Origin of the sequence: Massilia sp. BHUDP2 (assembly GCF_046236355.1) — a bacterium.
Classification (GTDB): domain Bacteria; phylum Pseudomonadota; class Gammaproteobacteria; order Burkholderiales; family Burkholderiaceae_D; genus Telluria; species Telluria varians.
Genome location: NZ_JBJUVW010000003.1, coordinates 761836 through 778778 on the forward strand (window position 1 = coordinate 761836; position 16943 = coordinate 778778).

Here is a 16943-nt window from a genome sequence, read left to right on the forward strand (position 1 = left end):
GCGCTAGCGGCTCACTTCCACAGTGCGCACTTGGTCTCGGCCTTCTTCGTATAAGCCTGGTCCCCCGGAATGGTGGCGACTACCTTGTAGTAGTCCCACGCGCCCTTCGATTCCTGCGGCGTCTTCACCTGCATCAGGTACATGTCGTGCACCATGCGCCCATCCGGGCGGATCGTGCCGTTCCTGGCGAACATGTCGTTGATCGGGGTGGCCTTCAGGTGCGCCATCACCTTCTCGGCATTGTCGGTACCCAGGGCTTTCACCGCATTCAAGTACTGCATGGTGGCCGAGTAGTCGCCGGCCTGCAGCATCGAGGGCTGCTTCTTCATCTTGGCAAAATAGCGCTTGGCCCAGGCGCGGGACTCCGGGGTGCGGTCCCAGTACCAGCCATCGGTCAGGTACATGCCCTGCGTCGTGTTCAGACCCAGGGTGTGCACGTCGTTGATGAACACCAGCAGGCCGGCCACCTTCATCTTCTTCGTCAGGCCGAACTCGTTGGCCGCCTTCACCGCATTGATCAGGTCACCGCCGGCATTGGCCATGCCCAGAACCTGCGCCTTGGAAGCCTGCGCCTGCAGCAGGAAGGACGAGAAGTCCGAGGCCGACAGCGGGTGCTTGACGCTGCCCACCACCGTGCCGCCGCCCGCCTTGACGACGTCGGCCGTGTCCTTCTCGAGCGACTGGCCGAAGGCGTAGTCGGCGGTCAGGAAGTACCAGGACTTGCCGCCCTGCTTGAGCATGGCCGTGCCGGTGCCGCGCGCCAGCGCCACGGTGTCGTAGGCGTAGTGGACGGTGTAGGGCGTGCATTGTTCGTTGGTCAGCTGCGCGGTGCCGGAACCGATCGCGATGAACAGCTTTTTCTTTTCCGCGGCCACCTTGGCCATCGCCAGGCTGGCGCCGGAATTGGTGCCGCCGATGAGCAGGTCGACGCCCTGCTGGTCGAACCATTCGCGCGCCTTGGAGGCGGCGATGTCCGGCTTGTTCTGGTGGTCCGCCACCACCAGCTGGATCTTCTTGCCGTTGATGGCGCCTTTCACGTCGGCGATCGCCATGCGGATCGCTTCCGCCCCGCCGTTGCCGTCGACGTCCGAATACACGCCGGACAGGTCGGTGATGAAGCCGATCTTGACGACGTCGCCCGAGATCTGGGCCTGGGCGGACATGGTGACAAAAGCGGCAGCGAGGGCAAGGGCGGTGCGTTTCATGTTGTCTCCGTTTGGTGTGTGCGGGTTGTTCACATGTTCAGACGCCGAGCAGCTCGTTCAGCAGCGGCATCTTCTTGTCCAGTTCGGCGGCGCCGAAGGTCTCGACCACCTGGCCGTGCTCGACCACGTAGAAGCGGTCCGCGAGCGGCGCGGCGAAACGAAAATTCTGTTCGACCATGACGATCGTGTAGCCCTTCTCTTTCAGGGTCCTGATGGTGCGCGCCAGGCTCTGCACGATGACCGGCGCCAGCCCTTCGGATATCTCGTCGAGCAGCAGCAGGCGCGCGCCGGTGCGCAGGATGCGGGCGACGGCCAGCATCTGCTGCTCGCCACCCGACAGGCGCGTGCCCTGGCTGTGGCGGCGCTCGTACAGGTTGGGGAACATCCGGTAGATCTCGTCGACGCCTAAGCCCGGCCCTGCCCCCTTCAGCTGCGGCGGCAGCAGCAGGTTTTCCTCCGCCGACAGCGAGGAAAAAATGCCGCGCTCCTCGGGGCAGTAGCCGATGCCGAGATGGGCGATAAGGTGGGTAGGCAGGCCGATCGATTCGACCCCGTTCACCCGGATCGCGCCGCTGCGCCGGCCGGTCAAGCCCATGATGGCGCGCAGCAGCGTGGTGCGCCCGGCGCCGTTACGGCCCAACAAGGTCACCACTTCGCCCTGCGCCACGTCGAGGCTGATCCCGTGCAGGATGTGCGATTCGCCGTACCAGGCGTGCAGGTCGCGGATCTCGAGGGCGGCGCTCAATGCTGCGCTCCCGCCAGACTGCCGTCGCCCGTGCCCATGTAGGCTTCCATGACCTGTGGATTGCGCGACACCTCGGCATAGCTGCCTTCGGCCAGCACCGCGCCGCGCTGCAGGACCGAGATGCGGTCGCAGATGCCGGCCACCACGTTCATGTTGTGCTCGACCATCAGGATGGTGCGGCCCGCCGACACCTTCTTGATGAGCTCGGTCACCCTGTGGACATCTTCATGGCCCATGCCCTGGGTCGGCTCGTCCAGCAGCATCAGTTCCGGCTCCATGGCCAGTGTGGTGGCGATTTCCAGGGCGCGCTTGCGGCCGTATGGCAGGTCGGCGGTCATGGTGTCGGCAAAACTGTCCAGGCCGACGTCGGCCAGCAGGGCGAGTGCGCGCGCGTTCAGGCGATCCAGCGAGCGGCTGCTGCGCCAGAAGTGAAAGCTGGTGCCGAGCTGGCGCTGCAGGCCGATGCGCACGTTCTCGAGCACCGTCATGTGCGGAAAGACGGCGGAAATCTGGAAGGAACGGATGATGCCCATGCGCGCGATCCGCGCAGGCCGTGCGCCCGTGATATCGCGCCCGTTGAAGAGGATCTGGCCGGACGTCGGCGCCAGGAAACGGGTGAGCAGGTTGAAGCAGGTGGTCTTGCCGGCGCCGTTCGGGCCGATCAGGGCGTGGATGTGGCCGCGTTCTACTTGCAGGCTGACCTCGCTGACTGCCGTGAATCCCTTGAACACCTTGGTGAGCTTGTTCGTCTCCAGGATGACATCCGCCATTGGGTCTCCAACACGCGATGCTGCAGATTGATAAAACTGCGGACCGGACTGCGAGGACTGCTTGCCTGATGATACATACAAGCCCCGGCCCTCACAATACGGCCGGGCTGGCGTGCGTGGTGCGGATGCGCCATATCAGCGCAAGCCGGGTGTGCGTTTTTGCACGAGCCTGCTTCAAGCCTGGTCGCCGAGGATGTCCTGGGCGGCCTTTTCCGCAATCATGATGGTCGGGGAATTGGTGTTCCCGGAGGTGATGAAGGGCATGATCGAGGCGTCGACGACGCGCAGTTTCCCCACGCCGCGCACCCGCAGGCGGCTGTCGACCACTGCCAGCGGATCGTTCTCCTTGCCCATGCGGCAGGTGCCGACCGGATGGAAAATCGTGGTGCCGACCAGCCCTGCCGCGTGGGCCAGTTCTTTCTCGCTCTGGTATTGCGGGCCGGGCATGAACTCTTCGGGGCGGTATTTCGCCAGGGCCGGCGCAGCCACGATGCGGCGCGTCAGCGCCAGCGCCGCGGCGGCGGTTGTGCGGTCGGCCTCGGTACTCAGGTAGTTCGGCGTGATCCTGGGCGGCGCGTAGCTGTCGCTGGAAGCGATGCGGACATGCCCGCGTGAAGTGGGCTGCAAGTTGCACACGCTGGCCGTGAACGCCGGGAAGCGGTGCAGCGGATCGCCGAACTTGTCCAGCGACAGGGGCTGGACGTGGTACTGCAGATTCGGCGCCGCCAGGTCCGGCGACGACCTGGCGAAGGCGCCCAGTTGCGAGGGCGCCATCGACATCGGCCCGCTTCGAAAGAACGCATACTCCAGTCCAATGAGCGTCTTGCCGAACCAGTTGGTGGCGCGCGTGTTCAGGGTGCTCACGCCCTGGACCTTGAAGATCATGCGCAGTTGCAGGTGGTCCTGCAGGTTAGCGCCGACGCCGGGCAGGTCCGCGACCGGCGCGATACCGTGGCGCTGAAGTTCTTCCGCTGCCCCGATGCCGGACAGCTGCAGGATCTGCGGCGAACCCACCGCGCCCGCCGCCAGCAGGGTCTCGCGGCGTGCCGTCGCCGTGTAGGCTTGGCCTCCACCGGTGAAGCGGATGCCGGTGCAGACTTTGGCTTGCTCGGTGTCCTCGAACAGCAGGCGCTCGACGTGGCAGCCAGTCATGATGGTCAGGTTGGGCCGTTTCGCCGCCGGTTTCAGGAAGGCCTTCGCGGTATTCAGGCGAATGCCGCGCCGCTGGTTGACCTCGAAATAAGCCGAACCTTCGCCGCGGCCGGCGTTCAGATCATCGATCTTCGGAATGCCGGTCTCGGCTGCCGCTTCACGAAACGCGTCGAGGATCTGCCATGACAGCCGCTGCTTTTCGACACGCCATTCGCCGCCCGCGCCATGCAGTTCGCTCGCCCCCAGGTAGTGGTCTTCGCTGCGCTTGAACAGCGGCAGCACCCTCTCCCAGCGCCAGGAATCGTCGCCGGTCACCGTCGCCCAGCGCGCGTAATCCGCCGGTTGGCCACGCATGTAGATCATGCCGTTGATCGACGAACTGCCACCCAGCACCTTGCCGCGCGGGTAGATCAGCGCCCGTCCGTGCAGGCCGGGATCGGCCTCGGTGCGCAGCAGCCAGTCCGTGCGCGGATTGCCGATGCAATGCAGGTAGCCGACCGGGATGTGGATCCACATGTAATCGTCACGGCCGCCCGCCTCCACCAGCAGGACCTCGATCTTCGGGTTACTGCTCAGCCGGTTGGCCAGCACACAGCCGGACGTGCCGCCGCCGACGATGATGTAGTCGTACTCGCCGGCCGATTCCAAGGCTAGCGTTCCCGCACACCGCTGCCATTGCCGCGCTCGCCACGCTCCTCATGGCGGAGCGAACGCGAACCGCCGCACTTCGGCTCACGTGGCAAGAGCTTACGAGACAGCGCGTCGAGATCCACCAAGGCCTCCGTTCGTCATTCGTTGAGGCAAGCTTACCAGATCGTAAACGGAAGTCTAGGGCCCCTCTGTGGATAAGCCTCTTGATATCCACAGGTCTGATTTGTGCAGAACCAAAAGGTTTAGGGGGTGCTCAAAAACTTGTCCAGTTTTCAGGCCGCCTTCACGCGCCAGTGATGCACTGCCTTATGCGCTCGCTAAACCAATGATTTTCCGGGCGTTAACCGTGTTGTCCACAAGCTGGGGTCGCCGTTAACCACTACTACTACCGTTGTATACAAACTTTGGTTGTAAACCTGTAGAAATTTTTTCGAAATTTTTTTTAGCCTGCGTCGCAGTCTGCCGACAACCCCGAAACACAGCGACGAACATAGGCATACGCCAGCTGAAGCCCTGGATGCAAAGTCTGGTCGCAAGCTTCAACTCCGAACTTGGTTCAGCGCGCGACCACATCCCGGATGCCACCTGCCGATCCTGCTGGCAGGTTCACGCGCACCGCCAGCCTGAAAGCACGCCAGACCACCCGGTTCGTCCTTCTGGCCTGCAAAACTCCCACTTTCGAACTCATCTGTGGAAAACAGCTGGGATATCCACAGGATCGAATGTGCAGAACAGCCGGTTAACCCGGTCAGCCAAAATTCTGTCCAAGTTTCCTCCAGTTCAAACACAAGCCTTGTTCAGCAGGTTAACGCGACCGTAAACCATTGACGCTGTGGAGAAAACCCTTGTTATCCACAATGGATTGCGCGTTTACTATTACTACCAGTTTGTATACAAACTTGTTTACTACAACAACAAAACCAGCAGCGCGAATCCAGCAGCGACAGCGTCGAGCCCGGAAACCTGTCGACCGCCAGCACGGTTTGCCAATAACTGGCCAACACCGTCCGTCAGGATCGATCCTGGACCACCGCTTGCCTGCAAATCGCCTGCCAAACCGCTTCTCAACGCAATGTTGACGACGCGACTGTGGAAAAGTCGATGTATATCCACAGGATCGGATGTGCAGAACGCTGCAATTCCTGCTTCGCCCAAAAACTGTCCACGTTTCGTTCAAACTCCACACAGCCTTTGTTCAGCCGGTAAACGCGTCTGCAAGTCATTGATGCTGTGGAGTAAACCTGAGTTATCAACAGAAGAGGCCGCGTTTACTATCTACTACCAGTTTGTATACAAACTTTAGTTAACTAATACCGTGAAGTGCTGCGCGTCCGGAAAAGCCGGTAAAACCAGGTTTTCACTGGCCTCACGCTCGTAAGACAAGCAAAATGGACACTCAAGCGTAAGAATTGGCAGCCTCATGAGCTCGATCAAACCGTGTACAAGCCCTGAACAAGCCGGCTGGCTGCAGCTGCGCATGGCCTTATGGCCTGCGGATCGCGCCGAACATCTGCAGGAAATGCAGGAGCTGTGTGCACAACCCGAGCGTTATGCACAGTTCGTCGCGTATTCCAGCCTTGGAGAGCCTCAGGGATTGGTCGAAGTGACGCTGCGCAGCGATTACGTCAACGGCACCGACTCGTCTCCTGTCGGCTTCCTGGAAGGCTTGTACGTCGCTCCAAGCTTCCGCCGGCAGGGCATCGCTGCCATGCTGGTGAACACTGCGCAGCGATGGGTCAAGCAACAGGGCTGCACCGAGATGGCGTCGGATGCCTTACTCGACAATACGAGCAGCCATGCGATGCACCGTGCGCTTGGATTCGAGGAAACCGAGCGGGTGGTCTACTTCCGCAAGCTGCTTTCATAACAAAAACGCAAGAAAAACAAGGGAAAACATGCGACTGGGGATCATCAGCGCGCTGTACGAAGAACAGCTGGGGCTCGTAGAAGCCATGCAAGGGCCCGCCAAGCTCATCCATGGCATGCGTGACTACTGGGCAGGGACGCTGTGGGAAATCGACGCTGTGTGCGTTCTATCGCGAATTGGCAAGGTTGCGGCTGCGATGACAGCCACAAGCCTTGTGGAAAAGTTCGGAGTTACCCACATCCTCTTCACCGGCGTGGCCGGCGCCGGGGATAAAACGGTGCAAGTCGGCGATATCGTGGTCGCGGAAGCCCTGGTCCAGCACGACATGGATGCGAGCCCGCTGTTTCCCCGTTTCGAGGTGCCGCTCACCGGCCTGACGCACTTCCAGCCGGACCTGCAGCTGTCGCTGCGCCTGTCGCGCGCCGCCCATGACTTCCTCGAGCAGGATCTGAACAGCGCGATCAGCGAGGGCGAGCGGCGGGAATTCCGCCTGGCGCAGCCGCGCGTGCACCGTGGCCTGGTGGCAAGCGGCGACCAGTTCATGAGCGAGCGCCTGCGCCTGAATGCGCTCAACGAGGCCTTGCCCGGCCTGGTGGCGGTCGAAATGGAAGGCGCCGCGGTGGCGCAGGTGTGCTACGAGCTGGGCGTGCCCTGTGCCGTGATCCGCACCGTGTCCGACAACGCCAATGAAAACGCGGCCACCGATTTCATGCGATTCGTGAAATCGGTGGCCGCGCAGTACGCTTTCCACATCACCCGGCGGGTATGCCGGGACCTGGCGAGCAGGCCGCTCTAGCCCAGCAGCGATTCGGCCGGCACGTAGTCGTATTGCAGGTCCCGGGCTACGGCTTCGTAGGTGACCTTGCCCTGGCAGACATTCAGGCCGTTGCGCAGGTGGACGTCGTTCGATAAGGCCTGGCGCCAGCCCTTGGTGGCCAGCGCCACCGCGTGGCCGATGGTTGCGTTGTTGAGCGCGAAGGTGGAGGTGCGCGCCACCGCGCCCGGCATGTTCGCCACGCAGTAGTGGATCACGCCGTCGACGACAAAGGTCGGGTCGGCATGGGTGGTCGGGTGCGAGGTCTCGAAGCAGCCGCCCTGGTCGATCGCCACGTCCACCACCACCGCGCCCTTCTTCATGCGCGCGATCATGTCGCGGGTGACCAGCTTGGGCGCCGCGGCGCCCGGCACCAGCACGCCGCCGATCACCAGGTCGGCGTCCAGCACCGCTTCTTCGATCGCATGCGCGTTGGAATAGAGCGTGGAAATGCGGTTGCCGTAGACCAGGTCCAGCTGGCGCAGGCGGTCGACGTTCTTGTCGAGCACCGTCACGCGCGCGCCGGTGCCGACCGCCATCTGCAGCGCATTGGTGCCGACCACGCCGGCGCCGATGATCACCACATGGCCCGCCGCCACACCCGGCACGCCGCCCAGCAGCAGGCCCATGCCGCCTTTGGATTTCTCCAGGTGCGCGGCGCCGGCCTGGATCGCCATGCGGCCGGCCACTTCGCTCATCGGCGCCAGCAGCGGCAGGCCGCCGCCCGGGCCGGTGATGGTTTCATACGCGATGCAGACCGCGCCCGATTTCACCAGGGCGGCGGTCTGTTCGGGATCCGGCGCCAGGTGCAGGTAGGTGTAGAGCACCTGCCCTTCGCGCAGCATCGCGCATTCGGCAGGCTGCGGCTCCTTGACCTTGACGATCATGTCGGCACGCGCGAAGACTTCGCCGGCGCTGGCCACCATGCTGGCGCCGGCCGCCATGTACTGCTCGTCCAGGAGCCCGATCTGCTCGCCGGCGCCCTGTTGCACGATGACGTCGATGCCGCGTGACGTCAGTTCGCGCACCGAGGGTGGGGTCATCCCGACACGGTATTCGTGATTCTTGATCTCCTTAGGTACGCCAACAAGCATGTCTACCTCCAAGATTTATAAGAATGTGAAGCTACGGCTACTACGCTACTCCTGCTGCAAAAAAAAGGGAGCTTGCGCTCCCTTGATGATTACACTCCCAGCGTCATCAGGCTTGCGTTGCCGCCAGCCGCGGTGGTGTTGACGCACACCGCCCTTTCCGCCACCAGCCGCCACAGGGCGACCGGCTCGCTGGCGCCCGTGTCGACAATGCCGACGATGGCCCCGGGCCGCGCCGCCAGCTTGCTGCGCAGCGAACCGGCCAGGCCGGCTTCCAGCAGCGCGATCTGGAACTCGCTGGCGTCGATTTCATCGTCTCCGATGAAGCGCACGCGCTCCTTGACCAGGGCCGGCAGATTGGCCGGGATCAAATCCGGCGCGGCCAGCACCAGCGCGCGGTTACCGTTGGCGAGGCTGGCGGCCAGCTGGTTGAGCAGGCCACTCGCCGTCTTCGGCGCGCACAGCACGGTGCCGCGCGGCGTGAAGGCCAGGGTATTGCGCTCGCCGGTCGGACCCGGCAGGGCAATCTCGACACCGTTGAGCGCAGTGCGGCCGTAGCCCTGCGCCAGCGTTGCGACATCCGCATGGCCGTTGTTGCGCAGCCAGCCGAGCAAGGCATCCAGGCCCGCATCGAAGACACGGCTGTGTTCCATGAGCGGCGCCGCCCGGCGCTGCAGGCGCTTCAGGTAGAGCGGACCGCCGGCCTTCGGGCCGGTGCCCGATTTGCCTTCGCCGCCGAAGGGCTGCACGCCCACGACCGCACCGACGATGTTGCGGTTCACGTAGATGTTGCCGACATGGGCGCGCGAGACGATGAAGTCGATGGTCTCGTCGATGCGCGAATGCACGCCGAGGGTCAGGCCGTAGCCGGTGGCGTTGATGGTGTCGACCACCTTCCCTAGGTCCGCACGGCGGTAGCGCACGATGTGCAGCACCGGGCCGAAAACTTCATGCTTGAGTTCGGCCATCGAGCCGATTTCCAGCACGGTCGGGGGCACGAAAGTGCCGGCATTGTTCACGCTGTCCGGCAGCGCGAGCGCGAAATGGCTGCGCGCGGTGGCGCGCATGCGTTCGATGTGGGCCAGCAGGTTGCGCTGGGCTTCGCTGTCGATCACCGGGCCGATGTCGGTGGCCAGGCGGTCCGGCGAGCCGACGCGCAGTTCCAGCATCGCGCCCTTGAGCATGGTGACGGTCTTGTCGGCGATGTCTTCCTGCAGGAACAGCACGCGCAGCGCCGAGCAGCGCTGGCCGGCCGAGTCGAAGGCCGAGGACAGCACGTCCTGCACCACCTGCTCCGGCAGCGCCGAGGAATCCACGATCAGCGCGTTCTGGCCGCCGGTTTCGGCCACCAGCGGGATGTCGATGCCTTCCTGTTCGGCGCGCTTGGCGAGGGTACGGTTGATCAGCTGCGCCACTTCGGTGGAGCCGGTGAAGATCACGCCTTTCACACGCGAGTCCGAGGTCAGGGCGGCGCCGACCACTTCGCCGCGGCCCGGCAGCAGCTGCAGCGCGGCGCGCGGGCAGCCGGCTTCCAGGAACAGCTCGACCGCGCGGTGAGCGATCAGCGGGGTCTGTTCGGCCGGCTTGGCCAGCACCACGTTGCCGGCCGCCAGCGCGGCGGCCACCTGGCCGGTGAAGATCGCCAGCGGGAAGTTCCAGGGGCTGATGCAGGTCACCGGTCCCAGTGCGCCTTCCGCTTTGGCTGCGCGGATCTCGACCGCGTAGTAGCGCAGGAAATCGACCGCTTCGCGCAGTTCGGCGATCGCGTTCGGCAGCGATTTACCGGCTTCGCGCACGGCCAGCGCCATCAGTTCGGTGCCGTTCTGTTCGAACAGGTCGGCAGTACGCTCGAGGATCGCGGCGCGGGTCTCGACACCTGTGGCTTCCCATTCGCCGGCGAAGGCGGCAGCCGCGGCCAGCGCGGTGTCGACATCGGCGCGCGTGGCTTCCTGCACCTGGCCGACGACGTCGCTCGACATGGCCGGGTTGACGACCCTGGCGGTTTCACTCGCTTCCACCGGGCCGGCGATCAGCGGCATCGCGTTGTGCTGGCGCTGCTTGGCCAGGCCTTCGGCGGTCGCGGTCAGCATGTGTTCGTTGACCAGGTCCAGGCCGCTCGAGTTCTTGCGCTCGGCGCCGAACAGCTGCAGCGGCAGGGCGATGGCCGGGTGCGGCTTGCCGCCGGCGGCGCGCGCCTGCTCGAACGGATCGGCCAGCAGGGTGTCGATGGCCACCTTCTCGTCCACGATCTGGTTCACGAAGGACGAGTTGGCGCCGTTTTCCAGCAGGCGGCGCACCAGATAGGCCAGCAGGGTTTCGTGCGAGCCGACCGGCGCATAGATGCGGCAGGCCTTGTCCAGCTTGTCCGAGCCGACGACCTGGTCGTACAGGGTCTCGCCCATGCCGTGCAGGCACTGGAATTCGTAGTTCTTGACACCGTCGGCCTTGGCCCAGGTGTAGATCACCGACAGCGAATGCGCGTTGTGGGTGGCGAACTGCGGGTAGATGATGTCGCTCGCCGCCAGCAGCTTGCGCGCGCAGGTCAGGTAGGAGACGTCGGTGTAGACCTTGCGGGTATAGACCGGATAGCCCGGCATGCCGTCGACCTGGGCGCGCTTGATCTCGGCGTCCCAATAGGCGCCCTTCACCAGGCGCACCATGAACTTGCGGCCGCTGCGCTTGGCCAGGTCGACCACGAAGTCGATCACGAAGGGGCAGCGCTTCTGGTAGGCCTGCACCACCAGGCCGATACCCTCGAAGCCGGCCAGTTCAGGGTCGAAAGCGAGCGACTCAAGCATGTCGAGCGAGATCTCGAGGCGGTCGGCTTCTTCCGCGTCGATGTTGATGCCGATGTTGTACTGCTTGGCCAGCAGGACCAGGCTGCGCACGCGCGGCAGCAGCTCGCCCATCACGCGCGCATACTGCGCGCGGCTGTAGCGCGGGTGCAGGGCCGACAGCTTGATCGAGATGCCCGGGCCGTCCTTGATGCCGCGGCCGTTCGAGGCCTTGCCGATCGCGTGGATCGCGCTCTCGTAGGAGGCGTAGTAGTTCCTGGCGTCCGCTTCGGTGAGTGCGGCTTCGCCCAGCATGTCGTAGGAATAGCGGTAGCCGCGCGTTTCGTTCTCGCGGCTATTCTTGAGGGCTTCCTCGATGGTCTGGCCGGTGACGAACTGGTTGCCCAGCATGCGCATGGCCATGTCGACGCCCTTGCGGATCAGGGGTTCGCCGCCCTTGGCGATCAGGCGGGTGAGGGCCGATCCCAGGTTCTTTTCGCTATTGGTCGAGACCAGCTTGCCGGTGATGAGCAGGCCCCAGGTGGCCGCGTTGACGAACAGCGAAGGCGATTCGCCCAGGTGCTTCTTCCAGTCGCCGCGGCTGATCTTGTCGGCGATGAGGCGGTCGGCGGTTTCGCTGTCCGGGATGCGCAGCAGGGCCTCGGCCAGGCACATCAGCGCCACGCCTTCTTCCGACGACAGCGAGAACTCGTGCATCAGCGCGTCCACGCCCGAGGAACGGGTGCGCTTCTCGCGCACGCTCGAGACCAGGCGGTGCGCCAGCATGTAGGCGTCGGCATTGGCGCTTGCCCCCTGGGCCAGCAGCCACTGCACCGCCTCGGTTTCATCGCGACGGTAGGCGGCGGTGATGGCTTCGCGCAGCGGGGTCTGGTCCTGCTTGACCTCGCGTTGGAGTGCATCGAAGGGAACGAAAGCGGAGGCCAGGGCGGCGTCAATGTGCATGGTGAGTCTTCTAAAAAGGAATCAAACGTAGGCTCGGCGCAGCAAAAAACGCCGCACCGCGAGAATGGCGGCCGGCGTACTGCGCAATACTTTGGAATGATTCGATTGTAGAAGGAAATCTTCTGGATTAATTCTGTTTTTACGACAGACTAGCAAAAGATAGTTTTTGGTGCGACAATCTGACCGAATAATATTTACATGGCTGGAGAGAGACCATGCTCGACAAGATCAGTAAGAAAATTCTGGCGGAACTCCAGAACGACGGGCGAATCAGCAACGTCGAGCTGGCGGCGCGTGTCAACCTGTCTCCCGCGGCCTGCCTGGAGCGTGTGCGCAAGCTGCACGAGTCCGGCTACATCATGGGCTACACCGCCCAGCTCAACCCGCAGCTGCTGGATGTGTCGCTGCTGGTGTTCATCGAAGTGGTACTCGATCGTACCACTCCGGAGGTGTTCGATGCATTCAAACAGAGCGTCCAGATGATTCCGGAAGTGCTGGAATGCCACATGGTGGCGGGCGGCTTCGACTACCTGGTCAAGGCGCGCGTCAAGGACATGGCGGCGTACCGGGAATTCCTGGGCAAGACCTTGCTGCAGAAGGGTGTGCGCGAAACGCACACGTATGCGGTGATGGAAGAGGTCAAGAACACGACCAAGCTGCCGATCCGCTGAGCGTGCTGTTGTAGGGTGGGCGGGTTTCCCGCCCACGCGGCGATAGTCAGCGGATAAATCGCCCTATGCGATGATCTTGCCGCCGGTTGAACGCGTGGGCGGCGGAGCCGCCCACCCTACGAACAACCATCAAACGACCTTGCGGGCGCCGGTCTTCGGCGACGCACTCTCCGCCATGTTTTCCAGGTTCTTGCGCAGCCAGCGGTGCGCCGGGCTGCGGCCGTCGCGCTCGTGCCAGAGCATGTCCAGGTGCACGGCCGGCAGCTGGAAAGGCAGCTCGCGCCAGACCAGCGCATCCGTCATGCCGGTCGAGACCATCAGGTGCTTCGGCAGCACCGTGATCAGGTCCGAATTCGCCACCACCCGCCCCGCCGTGAAGAACTGGTTCACCGTCAGCAGGATGCGGCGCTCGCGGCCGATCTGGGCCAGCGCCTCGTCGACCAGGCCGTGCGCGCGTCCTGAAAAACTCACCAGGAGGTGGTTGGCCTTGCAGTAGGTATCGAGGTCCAGCTTTTCCTTGGCCAGCGGATGGTCCTTGCGCATCACGCACACGTAGACGCCCGAATACAGGCGCTCATGGCGGATCGGCGAGCCCGTCTCGTACGACAGCTGGGCCGCCACGCCCGGGAAGAAGCCCACCGCCAGGTCGATGTCGCCGCGCAGCAGCATCGGCCGCGGTTCGCGCGTGGTCAGCGGCACCATGCGGATGTTCACGCCCGGCGCTTCGCGCTCGATCGAACGCATCAGCGAGGGCAGCCACAGGGCGGCGGTCGCGTCGGCCATCGCCATCCGGAAGGTCGCCTGGGCCTTCGACACGTCGAAGGTTTCCGGCATCACGGCCGCCTCCAGCGCGGCCAGGGCCTGGCGTACCGCCGGCCACAGCGCTTCCGCACGCGGCGTCGGCTTGACGCCGTAGGCGGTGCGGATCAGGAGTTCGTCCCCGAGGCTTTCGCGCAGCCGCTTGATCGCGTTCGAGACCGCCGGCTGGGTCATGGCGAGGTGCCCGGCGGCGCGGGTGAGGTTTTGCTCGGTCATCACTGCGTCGAAGACACGCAGCAGGTTCAGGTCAAGCGTCAGGAAGCTCATGGGAACTGGTTGATGGCAATACAGGTGTTCCCAGTGTACCTCAAGTATTCACAGAATGCATAAGCGTCATCAGTGAACAGAATTAGATTTATATGTTGCATCGCACTATATTGTGCGCAACTGAACAATTTCCACATCATGTCCGCCTCACTGACCCTCATCCAGACCGCCGTTGCCGCCGTTCCCGTCGGCCAGGTCCTCCGCGCCGCCAGCGGCCTTGCGCTGCTGGGTGGCGTTGCCATGTTTTTCCGTCCGCTGCTCGTCGGTATCGGCCGTGCCGCCGTGTTGACCGTGCGCCCGCGCCCGCCGAAAGCCCATCTGGCCAAGCGCCACTGATCCTGTTTTCCTCCGTTTGAACGCGGCCTCCGATACGGACGCCGCGTTTTTTTTCGTCCGTCCTCCCCGCCTCTCCCGCTTTCCGGGCCATTCCTGCACCGTTGCCGACCATACGGCGTAGCGCGCCTGGTGACTCTTCGTCACCAGGGTTTTCTCGCACCTTTGATTTAACAAAGTTCACGAAGAGTCAACAATAGAAAGAAAGAAGATTTTTGCATGATTGAATGATAGGTGCAAGATAGAAGAAGTTAGCTTCACAATATCGAGAGAAGAAGCAAGATATCCACCAGCTCGGCATCAAGCGAAGCCCTGCATCGACACGGTCGCAAAAGAGCCACTTGGCAGAGATTAGCTGCATAAAGTCAGCATATTGATGAGCAATGCATGAGGTTCCACACAATTCAACTTCTATCATATGAAATGGATGAGTATTGGTAGTCACGCATGTGAAAGCACCCATGTCCCCGCCCTAGGGCGTTTTAGGGGCCTTGCGCAGTAAATTATTTCCGCTCGCAGTTGAGCTGCTCGGAGGACGCTTCGATGATGGACAGGACGGCTTCGGTATCGGTCGGTCTGGACAGTTCTTCGGCCTCGGGATCGGACTTGTCGCGGACGTTGGGCAGGTCGCGCCGCAGTTCTTCCAGCATGCGGATGATCTTGCTGTTCTTTTCTTCCGCCAGCAAGTTGACCTGCAGGTCGAGGTGGGAGTGTTGGCTGGCGAGGGTGGACATGCGATTCTGGCGAATCAGCACGGTGGTGGAAATCACGAAGGCATTCAGGGCAATGAGCCCCTGCAGCCAGAAGAATGGCGGCTCGTCCCACTGGTCGAAGCCCAGCTCGGGCGCCGTCAGGTTCCAGGCGATCCAGAGCACGACGAACACCAGGTTGCCGACCACATAGCCCGGGCTGCCGAGGAAGAAGCTGATTCTCTCCACAGCCCGTTGTGCCGGAGACAGGTCCTGGTTATGCCGCGCATAGAATTCCGCCACCGTGCCCAGGTGTTCCTGGAAGGCGGAAGGGAGGGCGTCCTTGCTGTGGTCTGGCGTCTCCATCAAACCAGCATAGCACCGGCGGCGCGCGCCTTGCGTGCGCACGTTACCGGGGACATACAGGAATAAAAAAAGCCGGCAGAACAGCCGGCTCGGGGATCAGGCCTCTGCCTTGGCGGCAGTCAGGCGTTCATATTTCGCGTGCAATTGCTCGCGCGTTTCACGCCACTCGGGGTTGAGGGGAATGCAGGCGACCGGGCACAGCTCCGCGCAGGTCGGCTGGTCGAAATGGCCGACGCACTCGGTGCACTTGTGCGGGTCGATCTGGTAGAACTCGGCGCCCATCGAGATGGCGTCGTTCGGGCATTCGGGTTCGCAGACGTCGCAGTTGATGCAATCGTCGGTAATCATCAGTGCCATGGTCTTGCTCGTTCCTTGCTGCGGGTTATTGCTGGGTCAGGCCGCCGGCGCCGCCTTGATGGATGCAATCTTCTTCTGCAGCCAGCGGTCCACCGATGGGAAGACGAATTTCGATACGTCGCCGCCCAACATGGCGATCTCGCGCACGATGGTGCCCGAGATAAACTGATATTGGTCGGAAGGGGTCAAAAACAAGGTTTCGACATCGGGAAGCAGGTAGCGGTTCATGCCCGCCATCTGGAACTCGTATTCGAAGTCGGACACCGCGCGCAGGCCGCGCACGATCACGCGCGCATCGTGCTGGCGCACGAAATCCTTGAGCAGGCCGGAGAAGCTTTCGACCTGCACGTTCGGATAATGGCCGAGCACTTCGTTGGCGATTTCCAGGCGCTCGTCGAGCGAGAAGAAGGGTTTCTTGTTCTTGCTGTCGGCTACACCCACTACCAGGCGGTCGAACAAACCCGATGCACGGCGCACTAAGTCTTCGTGCCCGCGCGTGAGCGGATCGAAAGTACCTGGATATACGGCTACAACCATTGCGGCTCCCTGGAGAATCAGAGGGTATGAAAATTCCGCCACGGCGGCGTTGCCTCGTCTCGCCGTACTAGCGTACTGTCTTCGACTCGGCGCCTTGCCGTGCCGGTTTTTCACACCCTCGTTGTTAGAACGCGCATTATGCCTGAAAATCCGGCAGCCGCCCCAGCCTGGGGCGGCTTTTGCCCAATCTTTGTGCAGGTTTTGTTACCGCGGGGCGCGTCAGGTAGCGGCCCCGTTCAATTTCAGCAGGTAGTAATAGACCATGCCGGCCTTGTCGGCGCGAATCGCATCCCAGCCGGCCAGCCATTCGGGCAGCTCGGCGTCCAGCGGCAAGGCTTCGCCCGTCTCCGCATAGACCAGGCCGCCTTCGTTCAGGATGGCCGGGCACAGCGGCAGGATCTGGGTGAGCAGGCCCAGCTGGTAAGGCGGATCGAGGAAGATCACGTCGAAGCGCTGGCCACGTGCGGCCAGGTCTTTCACCAGCGCCAGCGCGTCGGCGCGCAGCACGTTGACGTTGCCGGCCTTTAGCTTGTCGCGGTTAACTTCCAGCTGGCGCGTTGCCGCGCCATGGCTGTCCACCATCGTGACCGAGGCCGCGCCGCGGCTGGCCGCTTCGAAGCCGAGCGCGCCGGAGCCGGCAAACAGATCGAGGAAGCTGGCGCTGTCCCAGTCGCCGCCGAGCTGGTGGTTGATCCAGTTGAAGACGGTTTCGCGCACCCGGTCCGGGGTCGGGCGCAGGCCTTCGGCATCGAGCACCGGCAGCAGGGCGCGCTTCCAGGCGCCGCCGATGATGCGCACCTGGCGCGGCGCCAGGCGGGGAGCCCCATGGGCTGGTTTGGAGGGTTTGGAGGACTTCTTTTGCATGGGCGGCA

15 protein-coding genes are annotated in these 16943 nt (G+C 63.3%); 3 read left to right on the top strand and 12 right to left on the bottom strand.

The features are described 5' to 3' along the window. Nucleotides 1-11: 11 nt before the first annotated feature. From ACK6C6_RS20195 to ACK6C6_RS20210, 4 genes are all read right to left on the bottom strand, one after another. Nucleotides 12-1205: an ABC transporter substrate-binding protein gene (locus ACK6C6_RS20195; protein WP_409268955.1), complete on the bottom strand. Its 1194-nt coding sequence runs from the start codon at nucleotides 1203-1205 to the stop codon at nucleotides 12-14. A gap of 37 nt (nucleotides 1206-1242) precedes the next feature. Next, nucleotides 1243-1950, bottom strand: coding sequence for an ABC transporter ATP-binding protein (locus ACK6C6_RS20200; RefSeq protein WP_409268956.1), 708 nt, complete (start codon nucleotides 1948-1950; stop codon nucleotides 1243-1245). Then, a complete protein-coding gene (locus tag ACK6C6_RS20205) occupies nucleotides 1947-2720 on the bottom strand; it encodes an ABC transporter ATP-binding protein (protein ID WP_409268957.1) in 774 nt (257 codons plus the stop codon). The genes ACK6C6_RS20200 and ACK6C6_RS20205 overlap by 4 nt, the downstream gene beginning before the upstream one ends. Nucleotides 2721-2894: 174 nt before the next feature. Continuing rightward, nucleotides 2895-4520 (bottom strand): GMC family oxidoreductase, encoded by a 1626-nt coding sequence (locus ACK6C6_RS20210; RefSeq protein ID WP_409268958.1) that lies wholly within the window; start codon nucleotides 4518-4520, stop codon nucleotides 2895-2897. A 1423-nt stretch (nucleotides 4521-5943) separates the two neighbouring features. On the opposite strand from ACK6C6_RS20210, the gene aac(6') reads away from it, so the two are divergent. Beyond that, the gene (gene aac(6') / locus ACK6C6_RS20215; RefSeq protein ID WP_409268959.1) at nucleotides 5944-6390 is read left to right on the top strand and encodes an aminoglycoside 6'-N-acetyltransferase; all 447 of its coding nucleotides are present in this window, start codon (nucleotides 5944-5946) and stop codon (nucleotides 6388-6390) included. A 28-nt stretch (nucleotides 6391-6418) separates the two neighbouring features. After that, on the top strand, nucleotides 6419-7186 hold the full coding sequence (locus ACK6C6_RS20220) for a 5'-methylthioadenosine/adenosylhomocysteine nucleosidase (protein WP_409268960.1): 768 nt from the start codon (nucleotides 6419-6421) through the stop codon (nucleotides 7184-7186). Here ACK6C6_RS20220 and ald read toward each other — a convergent pair. Together ald and putA are read right to left on the bottom strand one after the other, a co-directional pair. Further along, a complete protein-coding gene (gene ald / locus ACK6C6_RS20225; protein ID WP_209589387.1) occupies nucleotides 7183-8298 on the bottom strand; it encodes an alanine dehydrogenase in 1116 nt (371 codons plus the stop codon). The two genes, ACK6C6_RS20220 and ald, sit on opposite strands and share 4 nt — an antisense overlap. An 89-nt stretch (nucleotides 8299-8387) precedes the next feature. Then, the gene (gene putA / locus ACK6C6_RS20230) at nucleotides 8388-12032 is read right to left on the bottom strand and encodes a trifunctional transcriptional regulator/proline dehydrogenase/L-glutamate gamma-semialdehyde dehydrogenase (protein WP_409268962.1); all 3645 of its coding nucleotides are present in this window, start codon (nucleotides 12030-12032) and stop codon (nucleotides 8388-8390) included. Nucleotides 12033-12247: 215 nt separating this feature from the next. Here putA and ACK6C6_RS20235 point away from each other — a divergent pair, with 215 nt between their 5' ends. Then, nucleotides 12248-12703 carry an Lrp/AsnC ligand binding domain-containing protein gene (locus ACK6C6_RS20235; protein ID WP_005664065.1) on the top strand — a complete coding sequence of 152 codons (456 nt, stop codon included), beginning with the start codon at nucleotides 12248-12250 and terminating at the stop codon, nucleotides 12701-12703. 129 nt (nucleotides 12704-12832) lie between these two features. On the opposite strand, the gene ACK6C6_RS20240 is transcribed toward ACK6C6_RS20235, so the two are convergent. From ACK6C6_RS20240 to rsmD, 6 genes are all read right to left on the bottom strand, one after another. Beyond that, nucleotides 12833-13789, bottom strand: coding sequence for a LysR family transcriptional regulator (locus tag ACK6C6_RS20240; RefSeq protein WP_409268964.1), 957 nt, complete (start codon nucleotides 13787-13789; stop codon nucleotides 12833-12835). 147 nt (nucleotides 13790-13936) lie between these two features. Then, complete coding sequence (locus ACK6C6_RS20245) at nucleotides 13937-14269, bottom strand: hypothetical protein (protein ID WP_409268966.1); 333 nt, start codon at nucleotides 14267-14269, stop codon at nucleotides 13937-13939. 356 nt (nucleotides 14270-14625) lie between these two features. Further along, nucleotides 14626-15177, bottom strand: a complete 552-nt coding sequence (locus ACK6C6_RS20250; protein WP_209589384.1) for a DUF1003 domain-containing protein — start codon at nucleotides 15175-15177, stop codon at nucleotides 14626-14628. 96 nt (nucleotides 15178-15273) lie between these two features. Then, nucleotides 15274-15534: a YfhL family 4Fe-4S dicluster ferredoxin gene (locus ACK6C6_RS20255; RefSeq protein WP_209589383.1), complete on the bottom strand. Its 261-nt coding sequence runs from the start codon at nucleotides 15532-15534 to the stop codon at nucleotides 15274-15276. A gap of 36 nt (nucleotides 15535-15570) precedes the next feature. Beyond that, on the bottom strand, nucleotides 15571-16071 hold the full coding sequence (gene coaD, locus ACK6C6_RS20260; RefSeq protein ID WP_036216852.1) for a pantetheine-phosphate adenylyltransferase: 501 nt from the start codon (nucleotides 16069-16071) through the stop codon (nucleotides 15571-15573). A 219-nt stretch (nucleotides 16072-16290) separates the two neighbouring features. Next, entirely contained in the window at nucleotides 16291-16935 is a 645-nt protein-coding gene (gene rsmD / locus ACK6C6_RS20265) for a 16S rRNA (guanine(966)-N(2))-methyltransferase RsmD (protein ID WP_209589382.1), read from the bottom strand. Nucleotides 16936-16943 lie beyond the last annotated feature (8 nt).

Excerpts from the sequence above, each read along its gene's own strand:
- ACK6C6_RS20195 (WP_409268955.1), bottom strand. The coding sequence starts at position 1,205 with ATGAAACGCACCGCCCTTGCCCTCGCTGCCGCTTTTGTCACCATGTCC.
- ACK6C6_RS20205 (WP_409268957.1), bottom strand. The coding sequence starts at position 2,720 with ATGGCGGATGTCATCCTGGAGACGAACAAGCTCACCAAGGTGTTCAAG.
- ACK6C6_RS20220 (WP_409268960.1), top strand. The coding sequence starts at position 6,419 with ATGCGACTGGGGATCATCAGCGCGCTGTACGAAGAACAGCTGGGGCTC.
- ald (WP_209589387.1), bottom strand. The coding sequence starts at position 8,298 with ATGCTTGTTGGCGTACCTAAGGAGATCAAGAATCACGAATACCGTGTC.
- putA (WP_409268962.1), bottom strand. The coding sequence starts at position 12,032 with ATGCACATTGACGCCGCCCTGGCCTCCGCTTTCGTTCCCTTCGATGCA.
- ACK6C6_RS20235 (WP_005664065.1), top strand. The coding sequence starts at position 12,248 with ATGCTCGACAAGATCAGTAAGAAAATTCTGGCGGAACTCCAGAACGAC.
- ACK6C6_RS20240 (WP_409268964.1), bottom strand. The coding sequence starts at position 13,789 with ATGAGCTTCCTGACGCTTGACCTGAACCTGCTGCGTGTCTTCGACGCA.
- ACK6C6_RS20250 (WP_209589384.1), bottom strand. The coding sequence starts at position 15,177 with ATGGAGACGCCAGACCACAGCAAGGACGCCCTCCCTTCCGCCTTCCAG.
- ACK6C6_RS20255 (WP_209589383.1), bottom strand. The coding sequence starts at position 15,534 with ATGGCACTGATGATTACCGACGATTGCATCAACTGCGACGTCTGCGAA.
- coaD (WP_036216852.1), bottom strand. The coding sequence starts at position 16,071 with ATGGTTGTAGCCGTATATCCAGGTACTTTCGATCCGCTCACGCGCGGG.
- rsmD (WP_209589382.1), bottom strand. The coding sequence starts at position 16,935 with ATGCAAAAGAAGTCCTCCAAACCCTCCAAACCAGCCCATGGGGCTCCC.